At 69.0% G+C, this 18,758-nt stretch carries 17 protein-coding genes; 4 read left to right on the top strand and 13 right to left on the bottom strand.

What is annotated here, in order from left to right; genetic code table 11:
* Window positions 1-111 precede the first annotated feature (111 nt).
* The 3 genes from E8A74_RS46815 to E8A74_RS46805 all read right to left on the bottom strand — a co-directional run bounded on the left by E8A74_RS46815 (window position 112) and on the right by E8A74_RS46805 (window position 1,313).
* Window positions 112-417, bottom strand: coding sequence for a hypothetical protein (locus E8A74_RS46815; protein ID WP_136935680.1), 306 nt, complete (start codon window positions 415-417; stop codon window positions 112-114).
* Window positions 418-696: 279 nt separating this feature from the next.
* A complete protein-coding gene (locus E8A74_RS46810; RefSeq protein ID WP_136935679.1) occupies window positions 697-963 on the bottom strand; it encodes a hypothetical protein in 267 nt (88 codons plus the stop codon).
* Entirely contained in the window at window positions 960-1,313 is a 354-nt protein-coding gene (locus tag E8A74_RS46805) for a hypothetical protein (RefSeq protein ID WP_136935678.1), read from the bottom strand. Before E8A74_RS46805 ends, E8A74_RS46810 begins: the two co-directional genes overlap by 4 nt.
* 393 nt (window positions 1,314-1,706) lie before the next feature.
* On the opposite strand from E8A74_RS46805, the gene E8A74_RS46800 reads away from it, so the two are divergent.
* A complete protein-coding gene (locus E8A74_RS46800) occupies window positions 1,707-2,036 on the top strand; it encodes a hypothetical protein (protein WP_136935677.1) in 330 nt (109 codons plus the stop codon).
* A 66-nt stretch (window positions 2,037-2,102) separates the two neighbouring features.
* Here the strand turns inward: E8A74_RS46800 and E8A74_RS53515 are convergent, their stop codons facing one another.
* From E8A74_RS53515 to E8A74_RS46790, 3 genes are all read right to left on the bottom strand, one after another.
* Window positions 2,103-2,267: a hypothetical protein gene (locus E8A74_RS53515; RefSeq protein WP_170229906.1), complete on the bottom strand. Its 165-nt coding sequence runs from the start codon at window positions 2,265-2,267 to the stop codon at window positions 2,103-2,105.
* Window positions 2,268-2,641: 374 nt separating this feature from the next.
* A complete protein-coding gene (locus tag E8A74_RS46795) occupies window positions 2,642-4,099 on the bottom strand; it encodes a hypothetical protein (RefSeq protein ID WP_136935676.1) in 1,458 nt (485 codons plus the stop codon).
* Between the two features lie 373 nt (window positions 4,100-4,472).
* Window positions 4,473-4,847: a hypothetical protein gene (locus E8A74_RS46790; RefSeq protein WP_170229905.1), complete on the bottom strand. Its 375-nt coding sequence runs from the start codon at window positions 4,845-4,847 to the stop codon at window positions 4,473-4,475.
* A gap of 101 nt (window positions 4,848-4,948) precedes the next feature.
* Between E8A74_RS46790 and E8A74_RS46785 the strand changes: the two genes are divergently transcribed.
* A complete protein-coding gene (locus E8A74_RS46785; RefSeq protein ID WP_136935674.1) occupies window positions 4,949-6,169 on the top strand; it encodes an LA_2272 family surface repeat-containing protein in 1,221 nt (406 codons plus the stop codon).
* On the opposite strand, the gene E8A74_RS46780 is transcribed toward E8A74_RS46785, so the two are convergent.
* The 3 genes from E8A74_RS46780 to E8A74_RS46770 all read right to left on the bottom strand — a co-directional run bounded on the left by E8A74_RS46780 (window position 6,166) and on the right by E8A74_RS46770 (window position 10,024).
* Window positions 6,166-6,813, bottom strand: a complete 648-nt coding sequence (locus tag E8A74_RS46780; RefSeq protein ID WP_136935673.1) for a hypothetical protein — start codon at window positions 6,811-6,813, stop codon at window positions 6,166-6,168. The two genes, E8A74_RS46785 and E8A74_RS46780, sit on opposite strands and share 4 nt — an antisense overlap.
* Before the next feature lie 423 nt (window positions 6,814-7,236).
* Window positions 7,237-7,779 carry an inorganic diphosphatase gene (locus tag E8A74_RS46775; protein ID WP_136935672.1) on the bottom strand — a complete coding sequence of 181 codons (543 nt, stop codon included), beginning with the start codon at window positions 7,777-7,779 and terminating at the stop codon, window positions 7,237-7,239.
* 94 nt (window positions 7,780-7,873) lie between these two features.
* Complete coding sequence (locus tag E8A74_RS46770) at window positions 7,874-10,024, bottom strand: SBBP repeat-containing protein (protein WP_170229904.1); 2,151 nt, start codon at window positions 10,022-10,024, stop codon at window positions 7,874-7,876.
* A 222-nt stretch (window positions 10,025-10,246) separates the two neighbouring features.
* Here E8A74_RS46770 and E8A74_RS54405 point away from each other — a divergent pair, with 222 nt between their 5' ends.
* Entirely contained in the window at window positions 10,247-11,197 is a 951-nt protein-coding gene (locus tag E8A74_RS54405) for an NHL repeat-containing protein (protein ID WP_136935669.1), read from the top strand.
* A 327-nt stretch (window positions 11,198-11,524) separates the two neighbouring features.
* Here E8A74_RS54405 and E8A74_RS46755 read toward each other — a convergent pair whose 3' ends face one another.
* Genes E8A74_RS46755 through E8A74_RS46740 form a run of 4 tightly spaced genes read right to left on the bottom strand, consistent with a single transcriptional unit; the run spans window position 11,525 to window position 18,366 of the window.
* Window positions 11,525-11,944: a TFIIB-type zinc ribbon-containing protein gene (locus tag E8A74_RS46755; protein WP_136935668.1), complete on the bottom strand. Its 420-nt coding sequence runs from the start codon at window positions 11,942-11,944 to the stop codon at window positions 11,525-11,527.
* The gene (gene malQ, locus E8A74_RS46750; RefSeq protein WP_136935667.1) at window positions 11,941-13,461 is read right to left on the bottom strand and encodes a 4-alpha-glucanotransferase; all 1,521 of its coding nucleotides are present in this window, start codon (window positions 13,459-13,461) and stop codon (window positions 11,941-11,943) included. The genes E8A74_RS46755 and malQ overlap by 4 nt, the downstream gene beginning before the upstream one ends.
* Window positions 13,462-13,504: 43 nt before the next feature.
* Window positions 13,505-17,863, bottom strand: a complete 4,359-nt coding sequence (locus E8A74_RS46745) for a hypothetical protein (RefSeq protein WP_136935666.1) — start codon at window positions 17,861-17,863, stop codon at window positions 13,505-13,507.
* Window positions 17,863-18,366 carry a hypothetical protein gene (locus E8A74_RS46740; RefSeq protein WP_136935665.1) on the bottom strand — a complete coding sequence of 168 codons (504 nt, stop codon included), beginning with the start codon at window positions 18,364-18,366 and terminating at the stop codon, window positions 17,863-17,865. The genes E8A74_RS46745 and E8A74_RS46740 overlap by 1 nt, the downstream gene beginning before the upstream one ends.
* Window positions 18,367-18,431: 65 nt before the next feature.
* On the opposite strand from E8A74_RS46740, the gene E8A74_RS46735 reads away from it, so the two are divergent.
* A complete protein-coding gene (locus tag E8A74_RS46735) occupies window positions 18,432-18,755 on the top strand; it encodes a BolA family protein (protein ID WP_136935664.1) in 324 nt (107 codons plus the stop codon).
* Window positions 18,756-18,758: the final 3 nt, after the last annotated feature.

Raw genomic sequence — 18,758 nt, 5'->3', positions numbered from 1 at the left:
GGCCTGCTACCGGGCGCTCCGGCGCTTACCCGGACGGGACTCTCACCCGTTGGAGACGTGCAGCGCAAGACCGACCCTCGAACCGGTGTCCCGGCCGTTTGGTCGATCTCCTCACGACGCACCATGGGCTTCATTGTAATGGTGCTTGTCGTTCGGTCTGCCGTGTTGAAACGGCGCATTCCTTTCGAGCGTCGGCACCTGCCTTGGAGCGATGTGGAACCCTTTTATCGTCTTTGCCGCCTCCTCTGCCACTGCGTTGATCACAGGCATGGCCGCTTCCAAGGCGGCTGGCCAGGCTTTGCGCTCCGCTTCGTCGGCCTCTTTCTTCGTTTTTACTTGAGCCTCTTGCTTTTCTGCAGCGGCGTGTGCCGCGTCGGCTGCGGCCTGATAATTGCGCTTCAAATCGTCGAAACCCATGCGTTGTCCTCATGGGCAAGCGCGCAGATATCCGGCCCCTTGACTCAGGACCGCCGCCCTGACATGGTCACCGACATCCTTGCCACGGGATGACGGGCGAGCATGACGGGGCGAAGCTCCGCGGCTCGCCCTTCTACTTCGCAGTCCTCGGCTTGTCCGAAGGCAAGCCGTGCCATGTGACCGGAACCACTCCGGGTACGTGGTAGGGCCATGGAAAGCACGTCCGTTTTGAAGAGGGAAGTTCGAAAAGCGCACGATCGTGCGCTTTTCGGGATGAGGCTAAATGGTGGCGGAAGAGTGCTGTGGGACAATCGCAGCGGCGTCGATCCGGGCTTCCAGCTCGCGGATGCCGCGGAGGATCTCCCGACGCAGGTAGGAGCGCGCGTGGACGCGTTGCGACGGCGCTGCGGTCGCATCTTCGACGAGCGTCCGAAGGCTCGCGACGACGGGGCGCAGCCCGCCCGCGTAGGCCGCCAGCGCGACCGGGTCGGTCGTCTCGACGGGCGCCCGAAGGCGCTCACGTTCCCTCACGCGGGAGCGCTTCATGCCGCCCTCCCGATGACGGGCGTGGTCACGACGAGCTTGCCGCCGAGAAGCACCTCGACCGCGACGCCAGCGGCGGCGGCGATGCGGATCGCGAGCGTGCCCGTGGGCGAGCTTTTCGGGTTCGCGGCACGGCGGAGCGCGCTCGCCGGGATCCCCGTCATGGCGGAGAGCGCGCGGAAGCTCCCGAACGCGCGGCGGAGCTTCCGCACGGCGACGCGGACGTGGCGCGCTTCGCCCTCGGAGAGCATGAGCGCGCCCGACTTGCGACGGCGCGGCGTCTCAGGTTCGGCGGGCGGGCAGGGCGGATCGTTCTCTTGGCCGTATGAGCCGGGCCATGACAGATCGTGCATGGGCGTGACCTCGTGTGAGCGTGGTTGCGTCAAGTCGCCCCGGTGGTGTGTCTGCGCCATCGGGGCGACGTCTTGCACAAGCGTAGATCACGCCGCGCACGCCGGATCGTCATCCAGCCACTTTCACGGATATCCGGCCACTACCCGACAAGCCCGGCGACCATGTCGACGGAGCCCCCAGCCGTTGCCGACAAGCCCGGCGACCATGTCGACCAAGCCCCCAGTCGTTGCCGACGAGCCCGGCGACCCTGTCGACCAAGCCCCCAGCCGTTGCCGACGAGCCCGGCGACCATGCCTTCGATCTTGGACTTCATGGCCACCGAGCCGCGGAAGAAGTCGCCGACAACCGGAAAACGCGTGCCGCGGGGCAGGCAAAGCCCTACACAGGACACCATGACAATTCCCAGGAAAGGCCGCAGGGTCGTTCGCGTGGGCGACACGGACGATGCCTTCCGAATTCGGAAGAAGCCGACGTACAATCAAGCGGCCTTCCAAACGTCGATGACGCTCGCCATTCAGCCGCGCGACGCCGTCTCCGGAAGCGTGCTCATGGTCGACCTCGTGGTCAGCCGACCGGACAATTGGTTGAGCCCGCATCAGACGGCCGTGACGCCGGCGATGGTCCGCGAGATGATTGCGGGGGCCCTGGCGAGCGGCTGGCAGCCGTTCCACGCAACCGCGCCGTTTTTCTACAAGTACCCCCTGATCCGCGATTGCCCTTGAGGCGCGCGCCGGGTCAAATCCCCTCGGGGGCGAGCGCCCACGACCCGGCGCGCGTCGTCGTCGGCGTCACCCCTTGGGCTTGCATTCGATCTCGGTGCGCGCGCCCTTCTTCACGTCGCACGTATACGTCGCGGTTTCCTTGCATCCAATGAGCTTGATCGTGCGCTGGGTTCTGGATCCCCGCGGGGCCCGGGGCAGCGCCCCGGCGCGGCGGCTTGCGATGCGACCCATGCTCAGACCTCGGGCGGCGGGGGCTTGCATTGCGCACGAATCTTGTCGTCCTCGCAGATCGTGCAGGGGGAGATCACGGCCGCAGCCGCGGGCGACGTGGAGGCCGCAGGCATCGCGCACAACGCTGCCGGGAAGCTGCTCGCGCTGATCCCGGAGGGAGAGGCATCGACCGATGCCGCGCGCGCTACGCATGCTGCCGTCGGCAAGCCACTTGCCGCGTTGGCCGCCGCCAGAACGGGACATGCGCCTTCTGGTGAACCATCGGGCCGGTCGAAACATAAGGAAGAGCAGGGGACGACCCCCACGGCCCCGGAGCCCCGGGGGCGCACGTCACTACGACGGGGGGCGCCCCAGGAGCCACCGGGCGGCGAGAATCACCATTGAATGGCGAACACGGCGCCCTTCGGCTGGCCGGTGCTGCTGTTCGCGCGGATGACGGCGCGGTACGTGGCGCCGCCGTAGATTTCGGGTTCGATCCAGGGAGTGGGGCCCGTGGTAACCTTCACGGAGTCGCAGTTCATATCCGAGGTCAACACGTGCTCAATCATGCCTCCCCCGACGCGGAACGCGTAGCCGTAGCTGGGTATGAGGTAGATGTCGACGTGCGCCGTGTCGCCAACCTCGCAGCTCCACACCGCGGTGATCACCTCTTTCCGGCGGTTCAAGGGGGTCGACGGAACCTCGATGTCACCGATGAAACGGGGGCATTCGCCGTCGGTCGCATAGTCGCCGTCCGTGGCGTAGACGACGGTCTGATAGCCACTTATTGGATCGTGTACGTCGGAATCGTCGGCGGGGTCCAGCAAGCAGTCGTAGACCGAGCGGACGGCGTCCCTCGCCTTCTCGCGCCGCGTCGTGTTGTCGAGCACGGCAGGGCTCTGCTCGATCTGGACGCCGCCGTTCAACCCGAGCCAATTGACGTAATTAAACTGGTTGCTGCCATCGAGATCGCATCCACTCGTGTTGGACCACGCGATGTCGAGCCCTTCCCCTTGCAAGTACTCGCTGAGGATCTCCGCGACGCCCTGCCGGAAGTAGGAGGAGATACTGCCGCCGACCTGGATGTCCACGCCCGGGCACGCATGTCGGTGGAACGACACCGAGTAATTGACCGGGTTCGCCACGAAGCCTTCGAGCAAGGGGAAGCTGCGCCAGCTGATGTCGGCCGAGGTGATGTGGAACTTGGCGTCTGCGCTGAAATCGTTGCTGTTGATGCCCACCACCCAGGCGCCATTTCGCGTCGGGTTGTGGTTGTAGATGCCCTCCACCTGGTCGAAGGTGTAGTCCTCGAAGGGATGGGGCGCCGTGTAGACCACTTTCGTGTTCGCGTCGCGTGACAGGAACTCTCGGACCTTGTTCGACGAGCTGTTCTTCACCGCCGAGAGGGTCGTCGCCGGCTCCGCGATCGCGGGCACGACCCCTGACGCGTACTCGTTCGACACCGTGACGCCCGTGGCCGAGGTCGTCTCGCCGGCGAGCGCGACCCGGTTGGTGAAGAGGGTCTGGCTCACCTGGATGTCGCTAGTGGAGCTCGCCACGCCGTCCACGGTACAGAGGCCTCGGAGCGTAGTGCCGCGCTTGATGAGAAGCTGCTCTCCTCTATGAAACTTGGTCGTATCGTAACTAGGCGGCTGATAGGTATTGGCGTGCAGGCTGTCGAACATCGAGGAAGGCACGCGGCACCGCTCTTTGCTGGTCATGCTCGAGTCCACGGTGACGGTGATGCTGCTCTGGTTGAGCGCCTCCTGGTTCACGCCGATGGATTCGATTCCATCACCCGCCTGCTCACCACCGCAAGCAGCGAGGGCGCAGGCGAGAACCGGCACGATCATTGATGCATTTTTCATATTGTATCTGCAATGCAGTCGCATGGAGTCTCCGGGGTAACACCTAGGACAAATTTCGCGCGGGGACGTAGCACGCTCCTCGCGTGGCGATCGTCGGAATCTTGCTCCACGCGGATCGAACGACTGTTTGCCGCCCGGCTGGCGTGGGCGCAGTGAAGGGGAGCGAGCGGCAACTGATCTTCCCCCGTCGGGCCGACAAGCCCGGCTACCTGGCCGACAAGCCCGGCTACCATGTCGACGAAGAAGCCCCCAGCCGTTGCCGACAAGCCCGGCGAGCATGCCTGCACGCCGAAACGAACACGACGCCCGCGACGAGCCACCACCCCCATGAATTCTTCATGACCCCCGATGCTACACCCTAGCTCCCGGGGCCATGCGCAATGGCGACGTAGAGAAACGCGTCCCTGCAGCCGTAGCCTTCGCGCAGCGGCTCGTCGATGCAAAGATCCCGCACGCGATACCGACCGCCTCCGCCGTCGGGCGTCTCGATGGTCACGACGCAGTCGAGATCCACGGCTGGGATCTGGATGCCGTAGAACTGCCCTGCGGCTCGCATCGGCTGAAGCTTCGTTCTTTCGCCGATCGGACAGTCGAGCCATACCGAAGCATCCGCGATGGGCTCCCGATCGGGCCCCGCGCCGCCCTGCACCACGACCACCCGAAGGTGACCGGCGGGGTCACACGCGACGAGCAACAAAGAAAAGAGCGCTCCGTGCCAGAGGTTTCGCATCACCCGATAGAAGTAACACGGGACGTCCTGGCACGAGAAGCGATCGGCCTCTCCGCATCCCCCTTCGCGACGCGCTCGAAACCGGCTACGCTCCATCCCGCGCCATGACGCCGCGTCCCGATCCCACCACTCCCGCAAGGAGAATGCTCGCCGCGGCCGTCGCATTCGCCCTCGGCCTGCCCACCGCCGCCGCGGCCGCTGAGGAAGCCGCTCCCGTCGCCATTCCCGCGCCCGCGCCCGCGCCGCTCCCCGACCCGGCGTATCCTCCGCCCCTCGTCCTCGAAGAGCCGCCCCCGCCATCGCCTTCGAGCGTCCGGTATCAACCCGTCAACGTCGGGTTCATGTATCCGATCGCCACGAATGCCGGCGCGCCGGACATCTTTACCCACCTCGACCTGGCCCTCGTGCTCGGCCGGATCGGTTATCTCGGCGGGTTGCAGATCGGGCCCGTGGGCTGGGTCGGGTACGATATGCGGGGCGCGCAGATCGGGCTCGCGCACGTCGTCGATGGACGCGCCGAGGGGCTCGAGCTCGATGGCATCTTTTCCATTGCACGAGGCGATTTCGCAGGCGCGCAAATCGCCGGGCTCATGGGGTGGACGAGCGGGCGGATGACCGGCCTCGCGCTCGCAGGCATGGCGAGTTACGTGTACGCCGATGTCGACGGGGTCCTCGTCGGCGGGCTCGTTTCAGTCGCCCGCGGAAAGGTCCGCGGGCTGCAAATGGCGGGCGGGACGAACATCGGGCGCGTCGACGGCCTGCAGCTCGGAATCGTGAACGTCTCGGCCGAGGTGCGCGGCGTGCAAATCGGGCTCATCAACGTAGCGCGCCGGATCAAAGGCGTGCAGGTGGGGGTCCTGAACATCACCGACAAGCTCGAAGGCGAGTCGCTCGGGCTCCTGCCGATTCCGCGGCGCGGCGGCGTCCACCCCGTGATCTGGGGGTCGAATTCGATCTTCGCGAACCTCGGCGTGAAGTTCGCGAGCGCGTATGCGTATTCGATCCTCGGGATCGGCCTCCACAACCGGCCGCTCCCCGACGGGAAACGGCAACCTGCGTTCACGGCAGGGCTCACGCTGGGCGCGCGCGTGCCGATCGCCGAGGGATTCGCGGTGGCCGGGGATCTCGCGGGAAACCGGCTCTTCGCGGAGGGCGTGCCGCTCACGACACACGACGAGCTGTACAAGGCGCGCGTGCTCGTTTCGTTCGAGATCGCCAAACGGCTCGTGCCGTTCATCGGGGGAGGCGTGGCGATGGCGGTGCAGGGATCGGATTCGCTGCGCTTTTCCCTCCTGCCGGAGGGGACGGCAGGGATCGAGCTTTAACCGGCAGCCGCTGGAGCCGTCTCGCCCGGCGCGGGCAGGTTTTCCCCGGCCTGCGCCTCATCGTGCGCATCGAGCGCCCGGGCCGCGGCGAAGAGGAGCGCCGCGTGCACGAGCGAGACGAATGCATACGCGACGATCGGCACGATGTCGCGCTTCGGGCCACACAAGACGAGGAGCGCCGCGACCAAGAGGACGTTGTGGAGGGCCGACCAGCGGCCGACCCAGCGGGCCCGCGCAGCGGCGTCCGGGCCGCGGCGGAGCATGAGGATGCCGAGCCCGAGCAACGACCCGGCGACGTACAGGCCACTCGGCGCCGAGAGCGTGAGAATGAGGATGGCGGGCTCCATGGCCTCGATAGGCCTGCCGAGCATCTCCAGGCTGATGACGAGCCCCACGAGCGCCGCGAGCGCCCCCGGGATGACCATCTGCCCGAGCAGGAAGCTCGTAATCGCGGCGAGCTTGACCGACCACGGCGTCTTGCCAGGCACCCAGACCGGCACCTCGGCGGCGCGGTAGGCGCTGCCGCCGCGCTTCTCGTACCGCGAAAGGACGAGCCCCCACACATCACGCCCCGCGACACGGCCTCCCACGTACAGCAGCGACGGCAGGAGCAGGGACCCCACAACGAGAATGATCTCCATCATGACCTCGGCCTCGATGGATGGACGCCCGAAGGGCGCCGAACGTTCCGTGGCGCCCGAGGAGGTAGGGTGGAGGGTTCGAGGAGACAAGGTGGGCGCCGGGGCTCTGCCCCGGTCCCCGCGGGGGGCTGTCCGCCCCCTCGACCCCGGACCAGCGAGGCGCTGGACCCAGGGTTGAAAAACTGCGCTCCGCGCAGTTTTTCAAACAGGCCGACGAACAAGCCGGGGCGCCAGCAGAACCCACAGCGCGGCTGTCTCGGTTGGCAACGCTGCTGCTGGTCTTGACCCGGGCCTGTTCGATGAACTGCGCATCGCGCAGTTCATCGAGCTTGGGTCCAGCCCCTGGCTGGTCCGGGTCCCGGGGCGGACAGCCCCGGGTGGGGCCTGGGGCAAAGCCCCAGCTCCGCGCCTCCGCGCAGCGTCCTGTCAGGGTTTGCCCCAGGCCGCGTCCTTCCGATAGGTCGCGATCGACTCGGCGATCACGTCGAGGGCGCGCTTGCGATCGTAGAGATCGTCGACCTCGCTGATCTTGCCTTCGAGGATCTTGTAGTCCTGAAAGAATCGCCGGATCTCGGCGAGGACGTGCGACGGCAGCTCCGTCGCCTCCTCGTAATGGGCATACGCAGGATCATCGATCGCCACCGCGATGATCTTGTCGTCGACGCCCTTGTCGTCCCGCATGCGAAACCCGCCGACGGGCCGGGCGCGCACGATGGTTAGGGGATGCACGGGCTCCTGCATGAGCACGAGGATGTCGAGGGCATCCCCGTCGCCCGCGTGCGTCTGCGGGATGAACCCGTAATTCGCAGGGTAGTGGACCGACGAGTAGAGGACACGGTCGAGCATGAGCAGCCCGGTGCGCTTGTCGAGCTCGTACTTGAGCTTGGATCCACGGGGGATCTCGACGACCGCAGGGACGAACTCTGCGATGGAGGAAGGGACGACGTGAATATCGTGAAGAGGGTGCATGGTCTCGGGGGTTTGGGCGTAGCTCGGCTCGCCCGAGCGTAGCCCCAAGCGTGGAACGAAGGGGGCTCGTTCGGGCGAGCCCCCAGGAGGATCCTCAGGGAGCGAGCTTCGCGAGGAACATGTCGGTCGCGCCGGCAGACGTGAAGGGGCCGCCGCCGAAGTCGATGATGTTTTCGAAGGTGCCCGTCACCCACGTGTTCGTCTGCGGGTCGATCGCGACGGACTCGCCCGACTGGTTCGTCAGCATGCCGCTGCCGTACCGGTCGAGCCAAAGCTGCGCGCCGCTCGGGTTGAGCTTGCCGACGAAGACGTCACGCCCGCCCGCGCTGACGACCGCGCCGCCGCCGAGGTTGACCTGGTTGAAGAACTCGCCGGTGATCACGATGTTGCCAAAGACGTCGATCGCGAGGCCCTGACCGCGCTGCGCGGTCAGGTTGCCGAACGACTTGCTCCAGACGTGGTTACCCATGATGTCGAGCTTGGCGATGTACCCGTCGACGTTGTCCGTGCCGTCCGCGCACGTGAGCGTGGTGATGCCGCCGTCGAACGAGAACGAGCCGGCATACTCGCCCGTGAGCACGACGGAGCCGTCCGTGGGATCCGTGGCCACGGCGAACGCGCGCTGGTTCGCGGCGTCGCCGTAGCCCTTGCTCCACAGATGCGTGCCGGCGGCGTCGAACCGAGCCACCACGATGTCATAGTCGCCCGCGCTCGTGAGCGTGTTGCCGACGAAGCTGATGGTGTTCTGGAAGGCGCCGACGAACGTGACCTGACCCGCGGGGGTCACGGAGACTTCGTAGCCGAACTGCGTGCCCGTGCCGCCAAAACCCTTGCCCCATAGCGCGCCGCCGGTGCTCGAGTACTTGAGGAGCATCGCGTCGAGCCCCGCCACGTTTTGGATTTGCCCGGCGAAGGTGATGTCGCCCGAGAACTGGCCGGTCACGTAGGCCGCGCCCGTCGCGTCGACCGCGATGTCCATGCCCTGCTGGGTCACGGTGTTGCCGAGGCTCCGCTGCCAGAGGAAGGTGCCGTCCGTGTCGAGCTTGGCGACGTAGAGATCGTCGCCGCCCGCGCTCGTCATGGCGCCCATGCCGAAGTTGATCGAGCCCTGGAACGAGCCGGTGACGTACACGTTGCCCGCGCCGTCGACCGCGATGCCGTTGCCGACCTGGGCCGCCGTGTTGCCGTACTGCTTCGCCCAGAGGACGTTGCCCATGGGGTCGTACTTCGCGACGAGGACGTCGGTGCTGCCCGCGCTCGTGAGCGTGCCGATGGCGCCGCCCATGTTGATCGAGCCCTCGAAGTGGCCGATCGTGTAAACGTTGCCCTGGGCGTCGACCGCGACGTCCATGCCGACCTGGTTCGAGGCGCCGCCAAACTGCTTGCTCACGACGTGGTCGCCCGTGCAAGCGAGCGCCGCGCCGCTGCAGTCCTCGTCCGCCGGGGAGGCGCAGTTGTCGAGCGAGGGCAGGACCTCGCCCATGCAGGCGCCGTAGCCCGTTCCATCCGCGAGGCAGGTCTGGCTGCCGCCCTTGCAGAGCCCGACGCCGTTCGTGTTGTCGGGGCCGGTGTAGCAGTTGATGCTCGTGCCCGGCGCGCAAGCGCAGCCGATGCCGTCGTCCACGACGCCGTCGCAGTCGTCGTCCTGCATGTTGCAGGTCTCGGCCGAGGGCAGGACCTGCCCGACGCACGGGCCGTAGGACTGGCCGTCGGCCGCGCACGTGGCCTTGCCCCCCACGCAGACGCCCGTGCCGGCGGTGCCGGGGGGTCCGTCGTAGCAGTCCATCATGTCGCCCGGCACGCAGACGCAGCTCGGATCGTTGTCGACGTTGCCGTCGCAGTCGTCGTCGACGCCGTTGCACGTCTCGGCCGCGGGCAGGACCTCATCGACGCACGCGCCAAACTCACCGTTTGGCTCGCACGTCTGCACGCCGGCCTTGCAGGGGCCGACGCCCTGGGTGCCGTCGGGCCCGGCGTAACAGGGCTGCGTGGTGCCGAGGGTGCAGCCGGACATGCCGCCGGTGCCGCCCATCCCACCGCCGCCCTGGCCGCCCTGGCCACCCGTGCCGCCGCCGCCCATCCCACCACCGCCCATCCCACCGGTGCCTCCAGTGCCGCCGGCGCCGCCCTGCGCGACGCCGCCGGTGGTGTCGGGTGTGGGCTCGCCGCAGCCAGCGACGGCGCTGAGCAAGGCGAGCGTGATCGTGGGGAAAGAAAGAGAAAGGAGTCGCGATCGGCGAAGCATGTCTGAAGCCTCCGGCGTAGACCGAGGGGAGTGATCCCGAGTTTCCGTCACATTACTGATTGCAAGGCCATCCACAATACCCCGGCCGCTTCCCGCCGTTTCGGGCCAGAATCCTTCGGGAAATCGTGTCCGGGGCGCGGCTTGACGCCCAGGAGGGGGTCTGGTCTCCTACGTTCCTGGATCGGCGTCCGCGAAGGACGACGAATTCGCGGAGTTTTGCCCATGCAAAGAGCCTTCTTCCTTTTTTCTTCGTTCGCCTTGTTCACCGCTTCGGCGCTCATGCTCGGTTGCTCGGCCGCGAGCACGGACGGCACGTTCACGGGCGGGCAAGGTGGCGACGCAGGGCAAGGGCAAGGGGGCTCGGGCGGCACGGGCGGCACGGGCGGACAGGGAGGAACGGCAGGTCCAGGGGGCGCAGGCGGGGACGGCGGCGCGGGCGGGTTCGAATTCCCCACCGACGGCGGGACGCCCGACCCGGAGCTGCCCGCGGAGGTGTTCGGGCACAGCCCCGATCGGCTCTACAAACTCGAGCCCTACACGAAAGAAGTCTCGGTCGTGGGCTACTTCGAGGGCTGCGGCGACGTCATCGACATCGCGATCGACAAGGACTCGAAGATCGTCGGGACAAGCTTCTACGGGCTCTACTGGATCGACAAGACGACCGCAAAGTGCACGGAGATCGCGAGCGGGAGCTACCCGAACTCGCTCTCGTTCGTGCCGGCAGGGACGCTCGATCCGAACCACGAGGTGCTCGTCGGCTACGAGAACGCGACGTACGTGCGCATCGACACGGTCACCGGCGTGATGACGACCGTCGGCTCGATCGGCGGCGGCTACTCGTCGAGCGGGGACATCGTGTCGGTGAAGGGCGGCGGGACGTACCTGACGGTGAAGGGCAACGGCTGCGACGATTGTCTGATCGAGGTGAACCCGAAGACAGGCGCACTCGTGAAGAACTGGGGCCCCGTCGGAAACTCGGACGTCTTCGGAATCGCCTTCTGGGCAGGCAGCGTCTACGGCTTCACGAACTCAGGCTTCCTCTTCGAACTCACCTTCAACCCAAACGGCACCAGCGTCACGTCGACGCCGATCGCGATCCCAGGGAACCCGAACCTCCAGTTCTGGGGCGCCGGTTCGACGACGTTCGCACCTGTCGAACCGCCGCCGAAGTAGGGGAGGGGCACAGCGTGGCGCCGCCGGGGTTTCACCCCGGACCCGACCAGGGGTTGTCCACCCCTGGACCCGGACCAGGGCACGGCCCTGGACCGAGGGTTGAAAAACTGCGCGGTGCGCAGTTTTTCAAACAGGCCCACGAAGAACCCAGGTTGCCAGCCGAACCCGCAGCGCGGCGGTCTCGGTTGGCAACGCCGCTGCTGGTCTTGACCGGGCCTGTTCGATGAACTGCGCATCGCGCAGTTCATCGACCCCGGGTCCAGCCCCTGGCTGGTCCGGGTGCAGGGGCGGACAGCCCCTGCTGGGGCCTGGGGCAAAGCCCCAGCGCTAGGCTCCGAGGGCGCGGATGGCGTTGAGCATGCGCCGGAAGAGGCCCTCTTCCGGCGTGGGGGGCGAGGTGTCTTCGATCGGGCCGAGGGCCACGACCTCGGCGAGCATCGTCGAGGGGATGAGGACGCCCGCGCAGCCGGGGCAGCGCAGGATCTCGGGGCCGTGGCCGCGCAGGTGCTCGGGCGCGAGGGTGTCGCGGCAACGCGGGCAGGTGCGAGCCCCCGGGCGCGCCTGCGGGACCGCCGGGCGGACCTCGACGGCCGAGGCGACGCTGGAGACGTCGCCGTCGAACCAGTCGATCCACACGGCGTGGCAGTCGGCGCAGACGTCGACCACGGCGCCGGGGGTGGGGCGTTCTTGCAGCAGGCCCGCGCAGAGCGGGCACTGCGGAGAGGCGAGGCGGTATTGCTCGCTCATCGGGCAGCTCCGGGCGGCGTTGTCAGGCGTCCGTAGAGATCGGCGAGCTCGCGCAGGCGCATGGCCGTCTCGCGGCGGAAGACGTCGCCGTGCAAGAGGAAGCGCCAGTTGTCGCGGGTCGTGGCGGGGTTGTTCATGCGCGCCTCGCTGCCGCGCGAGAGCACGTCCTGCATGGGGATGATCGCTGTGTTCGCGGTGGAGGCGAACGCCGCGAGGATGAAGTCCCACGCGATGTCCTGGCCGCTCACGCGGAGGTAACGCTGCACGTGCTGGCGCACGTGCGGCGCGGTCGCGTGCCAGAAGCCCACGGTGGTGTCGTTGTCGTGGGTGCCCGGGTAGACGACGTTGTCTGGCTCGTGGTTGTGGGGCAGGTGCGTGTTGTCCGCGTCGCCGCCGAATGCGAACTGAAGGACGCGCATGCCAGGCAGGCCGGCGGCGCGGCGCAGCTCGTGGACGGCCTCGTCGATCATGCCGAGATCCTCGGCGACGAGCGGCATCTTGCCGTGACGCTCGAGCGCCTGGAAAAACGCGAGCCCGGGGCCCTTCACCCAGCGGCCGCCGCGCGCGTCGGGGGCGCCGAACGGGATCTCCCAGTACGCGGCGAACGCGCGGAAATGATCGATGCGGGCGATGTCCGTGTGCGCGAGGACGCGGCGGAGGCGGGCGCGCCACCAGGAGAAGTCGTCCTCGGCCATGCGATCCCAGCGGTAGATCGGGTTGCCCCAGAGCTGGCCGGTCTCGCTGAAGTAGTCCGGCGGCACGCCCGACACGGTCTGCGGCGTGCCGAGCTCGTCGAGGTGAAAGAGGCTTCGGTGCGCCCAGACGTCGACGCTGTTGCGATCGACGTAGATCGGCAGGTCGCCGACGATCCGCACGCCACGGGCGTGGGCGTAGGCGCGGAGCTCCGACCATTGGTGCTCGAAGAAAAACAGGATGGCGATCTCGCGCTCGATCTCCTTGGCGAACTCGGCGCGGGCCTTGGCGAGCGCCGCGGGCTCGCGGTCGCGCAGGGCGGGCTCCCAGTCCCACCAGGCCTTGCCGCCGTTCTTGCGCGAGAGGAGCCAGAAGAGCGCGGCGTCCTCCAGCCACGAGGCCTCGGCCTCGCGGAAGGCGGCGAGCGGCTTGCGCAGCGGGTGCTCGGGGTGCGCGAGGAGGCGCTCGGCGGCGCGATCGAGGCGCGGCTCCTTGAAGGCGCGCACGGCGTCGAAGTCGACGACGCTCGCGGGCGTGAAGTCGTGCGCGAGGTCCGCGGCGTCGAGCAGGCCGAGCTCGTGCAGCCGGACGAGGTCGACGAGCAGCGGGTTGCCGGCGAAGGCGGACCAGCAGACGTAGGGGCAGTTGTTGCTGGTCGGGTTGAGGGGCAGGACCTGCCAGAGGCCGAGCCCGGCCTGGGCCAGCCAGTCGAGGAAGCGCCGCGCAGAGGCGCCGAGATCCCCCATGCCGTAGGGGCCGGGCAGGGAGGTCGGGTGCAGGAGGATGCCCGCCTCGCGGCGGGGTTTGTCTTGGGCCTGGGTCATGCGAGCGTCTCCTCAGGGCGGGCCAAAAAGCGGGCGGACGATATCACCGCCGGGCCTTCTGCGTGATCCTTTGCAGCGCGGCCGAGACCGCCTCGCGCGCGCGTTTGGCCTGGGCCTCGGGATCTCCCTCCGGCTGACCGAGGGCCCGGATCGCCTCGCAGGCGGCCTTGTCGGCGGGCGGGAGCGTGACGCAGAAGAGATCGTACGAGCGCGAAGCGGGCTCGGCGAGGGTGGGCTCCTTCGCGAGGATCGCCACGGCGTGCGCGAGGACGAGGGCGAAGAGCGATGCCTGCGGGCTGGTGTCGACCCATCGCGAGACGAACGTGGGGCTCCTCGCGAGCTTGGCCAGCACATCCCATCGGTCGCGGGTGAGGCCGAGCTCGGTCGCGAAGACGAGCACGGAGAGGTTGCGGCTGCGATCGGCGAGGGCCGCCGTGTCCGCGTCGAGCGCGGCGAGATCGTCGAGCGCGGCGTCTTCGAGGGGGGCGCAGTTGACGGCGACGCTGAGCGTGTCGGCCCGCAAGCTCGGGCCGAGGAGCTTCGATCGGCCGATCGAGCGGGCGGCGCCGAGGAGGCTCGGGTTGCAGTGGCTCGGCTGGCGCTGGCGGGCGAGGAGGATGGCGGCGTCGTAGACGCGGCCGGCCGAGGCGAGATCGAGCGTGGCGCGGGTGAACGCGTCGGGGTCGTAGTTCTTCTCGTCCATGCCGCCGAGGAACGTATCGAGGGCGGGCAGGGGGCCGCCGCAAGCCTTGCCGGTGTCGCCGCGCCGGATCCGCGGGAGCTTGTGGAGCGCGCCGCCCGCGCGGAGCGAGAGGGCGAGGGAGTAGGTGTCACACGCAGGCGCCTCGTAGCCGCCGAGCTCGACCTTGTCCTCGGTGCAGGCGAGGGGCTCGCCGAGCACGGCGAGGGCACGCGCGGCGCGATCGAGCAGGGGTTTTGCGGTGGGCATGCCGGCGAAGGCGACGGGCGTCGTCGAGAGGATCTCGCGCAGGGCGGCGTCGTCCGTGTCCTCGTCGAGCGTGGCGCGGACGAGTGACCAGAGATCACCGGCGAGCAAGGGCATGCCGGCGTCGGCGGCGAGGACGGCCGTGACGGCGAGGACGGCGCGCGCGTCGACGGCGAGGGTCTTCGGATCGGCCGGGCCGAGCGATCGGCCGCCGAGGCGCGCGCCGAAGATCGCGGCGTCGATCGCGCGGGACGCGGCGGAGGCGCCGCGATCGACGTCGCCGTCGAGGAAGTGGTAGGCGGCGGCGACGGCGGAGGCGTGCACGTAGTACCGCGCGGCCTCGGTGTCGCGATCGGGGCCGGCGATCGGCGCGAGGTACGCGGCGAACGAGCCCTCGGGTTTGCGGGGCGAGCGCACGCCGAGGCCGAGCTGGAACGAGGAAGAACGTTCGAGCAAGCCCGCGCCGAAGGAGACGTCGAAGATCACGTTGAGGACCTTGGAGACGGTCTTCTCCTCGTAGCGGTACGTCATGCGGGGCATCACGAGCCCGCTCGACTCGGCCTTCGCGAGGAACGCGTCGAGTTTCTCGCGCGCCTTCGCGCGGTCGCCCGTGTTCGCGAGCCGCATCGCGTCCATCACGGAGACCACGGCGTCCGCGGCCCCGGGATCCTCGCAGGCGCGCGTGACGGCGCCGCGCATGCCCTCGGCGTACTCGCTCGGCCGCGGCGGCTCTCCGTGCCGCGCCCGGAAGACCTCGCGCGCGAAACGCAGGGCCCAGCCGAGCTCGGAGGCGCCGCTCGACGCCGCGGCGATGGCCGCGTCGGGCGGCGGCTTGTCCGTGGCGACCGAGACGAGCACGCCGCCGAGCAGGCAAAAGTCAGCCTGATCCTGCTTGCCCTGGGCCCGCAAGGTGCCGGCGAGCGAGACGAGGAGCGCGTCGAGCCCGCCCTGCGGGGTCTCCACCGCGGCAGCACGGGCGAGCGCGTCGAGCAGGCCGACCGAGGTGCCTGCGCTTTCATCACGGAAGATCGCCGCGAGCGCGCTGAGCAGGCTCCTCACGCGGGTCGCGTCGATCGACGAGGCCTTGGGCTCGGCGAGGTAGGTCCGCACGAGGCCGTAGATCGACGTGATCGCGTCGGCGAACGCGCGCTCCTCCCACGCGGCGAGCCCGGCCGAAAAGGCGCGGTCGGCGTCCGCCGCCGGGATCACGAAGGCGAAGGGCGCGGCCTTGTTCTTCCGCGGCGACGCGACGTCGATCGCGTCCGACAGGATCGTCACGACGAGCCGCGCGCGGCGGATCGTCGCGCCGTCACCCTTGGCATACGAGGGGCTCGCGAGGATCCGCCTCCGCACGTCGCCGATCCGCGCGAGGACGCGGCGCGCCGCGGGGCTCGGCCCGCCTTTCGCGCCGCCGCACTTCGGCTCGGAGCCGGCAGGCTTGTCGAGGAGGATCGTCGCGAGCGCGGTGATCGTTTGATCGCCAAGGGTCACCACGTCGTCGAGCAGGGCCGCGGGCATCGGCTCCGCGCCTTCGCCGAGGCCGGCGAGGCTCTCGCGCAGAGCGTCCCGCGCGGCCTTGCGATCGGCGGGGAAGCGGGCCGGATCGGCGGCGTCGGGGTCGAGCTTGCCGGCGCTGCCGAGCGCGAGGTAACGGGCCACGCTGGCGGCGAGGCGCGCGAGCGGGCGCCGGGCGACGGACGGATCGGCGAGGGCTTGCCCGACCCGGGCCGCGGCCGCGTCGAGATCGGGTCGTTCGCCGAGGAGCATGCGCACGAGCACGTCGGCGGTGAAGAGCCCGGCCACGCCCCAGCCGCTCTGGCGCGCGAGATCCCCGTCGAGCTTCTTGCGGAACGCGCCGACGAGGCCTGTGTAAAACGCGCTCTGGATGGCGGCCGGGTACGCTGTCGCGGCGAGCGCGCCGGTGAAGGCGGCCTCGAAGACCTCGGGGGCGTCCTTCGCGCGCGCGAACCGATCCTCGATCATGCGTCGCAGCAGATCCACGAGCGCGTCGCGCAGCGCCGGGTCGGAGACCAGGCCGGGGGCGTACGCGAGCGTGACCACGCTCATCGAGCGCGTGCGATCGGGGTGGGCCTGGTGGAGCTGCGACAGCGCGGCCAGGTGCGCAGAGACGAGCATCGAGGCACGCCGATACGTGGGCGTCTGCGCGAGCGAGATCCCCGAGAGCTCGCCGCGCTGCTGCGTCAACGCGAAGGCGTGGGTCCAGGTCGTGCGGGCCTCGCCCACCGTGCGCACGAACGCGTCGTACCGGGGCAACCACGCCGCGAGCGGTAGGAGGTTCTTCCGGGTCGTGTCGAGCGAGAGCGAAGGCGCGAGCGAGCGGCCCATCGAATACGCGAAGGCCAGATCGTCGGGCCCCTGGAAGCTCGGCGGCGGCACGGCGACGCACGCCTCTCGCGGGCCAAAGAGCGCGCGGATCCCCTCGCGGTTGCCTTCCGGCACGGCCGCGAGGATGGCGTCGCCGACGACCTTCCAGGTCGCGCCGTCGTCCTCCGCGGCGCGGACGCGCAGGAGGTGGCCGTATGGCGTGCCGTCGCGCAACGTGTCCGGCCCGGGGGGGCCACTCGAACGAGCGTTCGGGTACGGCGAGATCGAGGCGCCCGCCGGAGGTTCGAGCGCGATGCCGGCGCTCTCCAGCAGCGTGAGCAAGTACCTCCCGCGGAGCACGGGCTCGGCTTCCTCGGAAGGATGCGAGGGCTTGCGCTCGCTCGCGGCGTTGCGCCTTTCGAGCAGGTTCGAAAGGCGATCGGCCTCGCCGGCTGCGTTGACGTAGCGGAAGCTCGCGGCGTGCTCGGCGGCGCGTCGGACCGCTTGGGCGATCTCCAGATCGAGATCGAGGATCCCCTCGGGATCACGCGAAACGATGTCCTGCACGACGGGCGGTAGGCCGGCCATGAAGGGGCGGAGCGGATCGTTCGGGAAGATCTCCGTGAACGTCTTCGTGTCGGCAGGGACGCGCGCGATCGTCTCCCAGCCGAGCGACGCACCCATCGCGGCGAGCAGCGCTGACGCGTCGATCGACGCCGGGCGGGGCAGCGGCCCGGTCCGGATCTCCACGGCTCCTTTTCGCGCGGAGACCCGCGGCGAAGGCGTGTCGCTGCCGCTCTGCTCGCGCAAGACGACCGACTTCGCAGCGCGCGCTTTCGGATCGGACTTCGCGTCACGCCAGAGCGAGGCCCACCGATCGGCGGCGTCACGCTCGGCCCGCGCCGCAGCGTAGGCGTCGATCAGCGCCGTCGGATCCCGCTCTTCCCGCGCGGCCGCGACGATCGCGCCCTCACACGTGGCAAGCGCAGCCTTGTCGCAGCGGACGTCCGACGTCGACATCGTCTTGGGTGGAGGCGGCGCGACGCAGCTCCCGGCAGCCAGGATCAAGGCCATCCCGGAGACGACCGCGCGCACAGCCCATTTCCCGCGGTCCTCGCGTCGCACCCGCATCACGCACCTCCGCCCTTGTCGCACGACGCCGCCGTCGTGATCGTCCGTGTCGCGCGGAGCACGCTCCCTTCACCGCCGGCGAGCGGCGCGCCCCCGTCATCCACGACGACGATCTCCACGTCGAACGTGTCGTACCGATTCGCAACGCCGATCATCGGGAACTCCACGACCGTCCCGGAGCCGCGGCCGACCACCTTGCCGTTCGCCGAGAGTTCAAGGTGTCCACACGCCTTCGTGTCGCCGCAGTACCCGGGCGGCCGCAGCAAGAGCGCTTTGACGTCGAGCAAGAAGGGGATCCGAACGTCCGGCACCTCGCCGATCGAGACGCAGGCGCCTTCCAAAGGGCTCTTGATGGAGATCGTGGGCGGATCGGTCGTGGTCGTCTCCGTGGTGGTGTCGTCGCTCTCGTCGCTGCAGCCGGCGAGCAGGGCCGCGCACAAGACGAGCGAGCGCCCCGAGGCGCAGAGGACGCGCGCGAAGAAAGCATGGGGGAAGCGTGTCATCGCGCCTTTGTAACCCAGGCCCGAGCAGGATGGGAGAGATGCGAAATCCGGGCTAAGCTCGCCGCGTGTCGCGTCAAGAGAGGATCGAGCAGAAGCTCTCCGAGGCCCTCGCGCCCGTGTTCCTCACGGTCGAGAACGAGAGCAAAAACCACAACGTGCCCGCAGGCTCCGAGACGCACTTCAAGGTGCTGATCGTGAGCCCCGCCTTCGAGGGTCTCGGCACCATCGACAGGCACCGCAAGGTGCACACAGCCCTCGCCACGGAGCTGCGCTCAGGCCTGCACGCGCTCACGATCCGCGCGCTCACGCCCGCGCAGTTCGACGCCGAAGGCGCCCCAGGCTTCCAGTCGCCGCCCTGTCTCGGCGGCTCGAAGCACGACAAGTCCTGAGAT

Source organism: Polyangium fumosum, from assembly GCF_005144585.1.
Lineage (GTDB): Bacteria > Myxococcota_A > Polyangia > Polyangiales > Polyangiaceae > Polyangium > Polyangium fumosum.
Note: the sequence above shows the minus strand (reverse complement) of the source record. Positions and strands in the feature narration are given on the sequence as shown.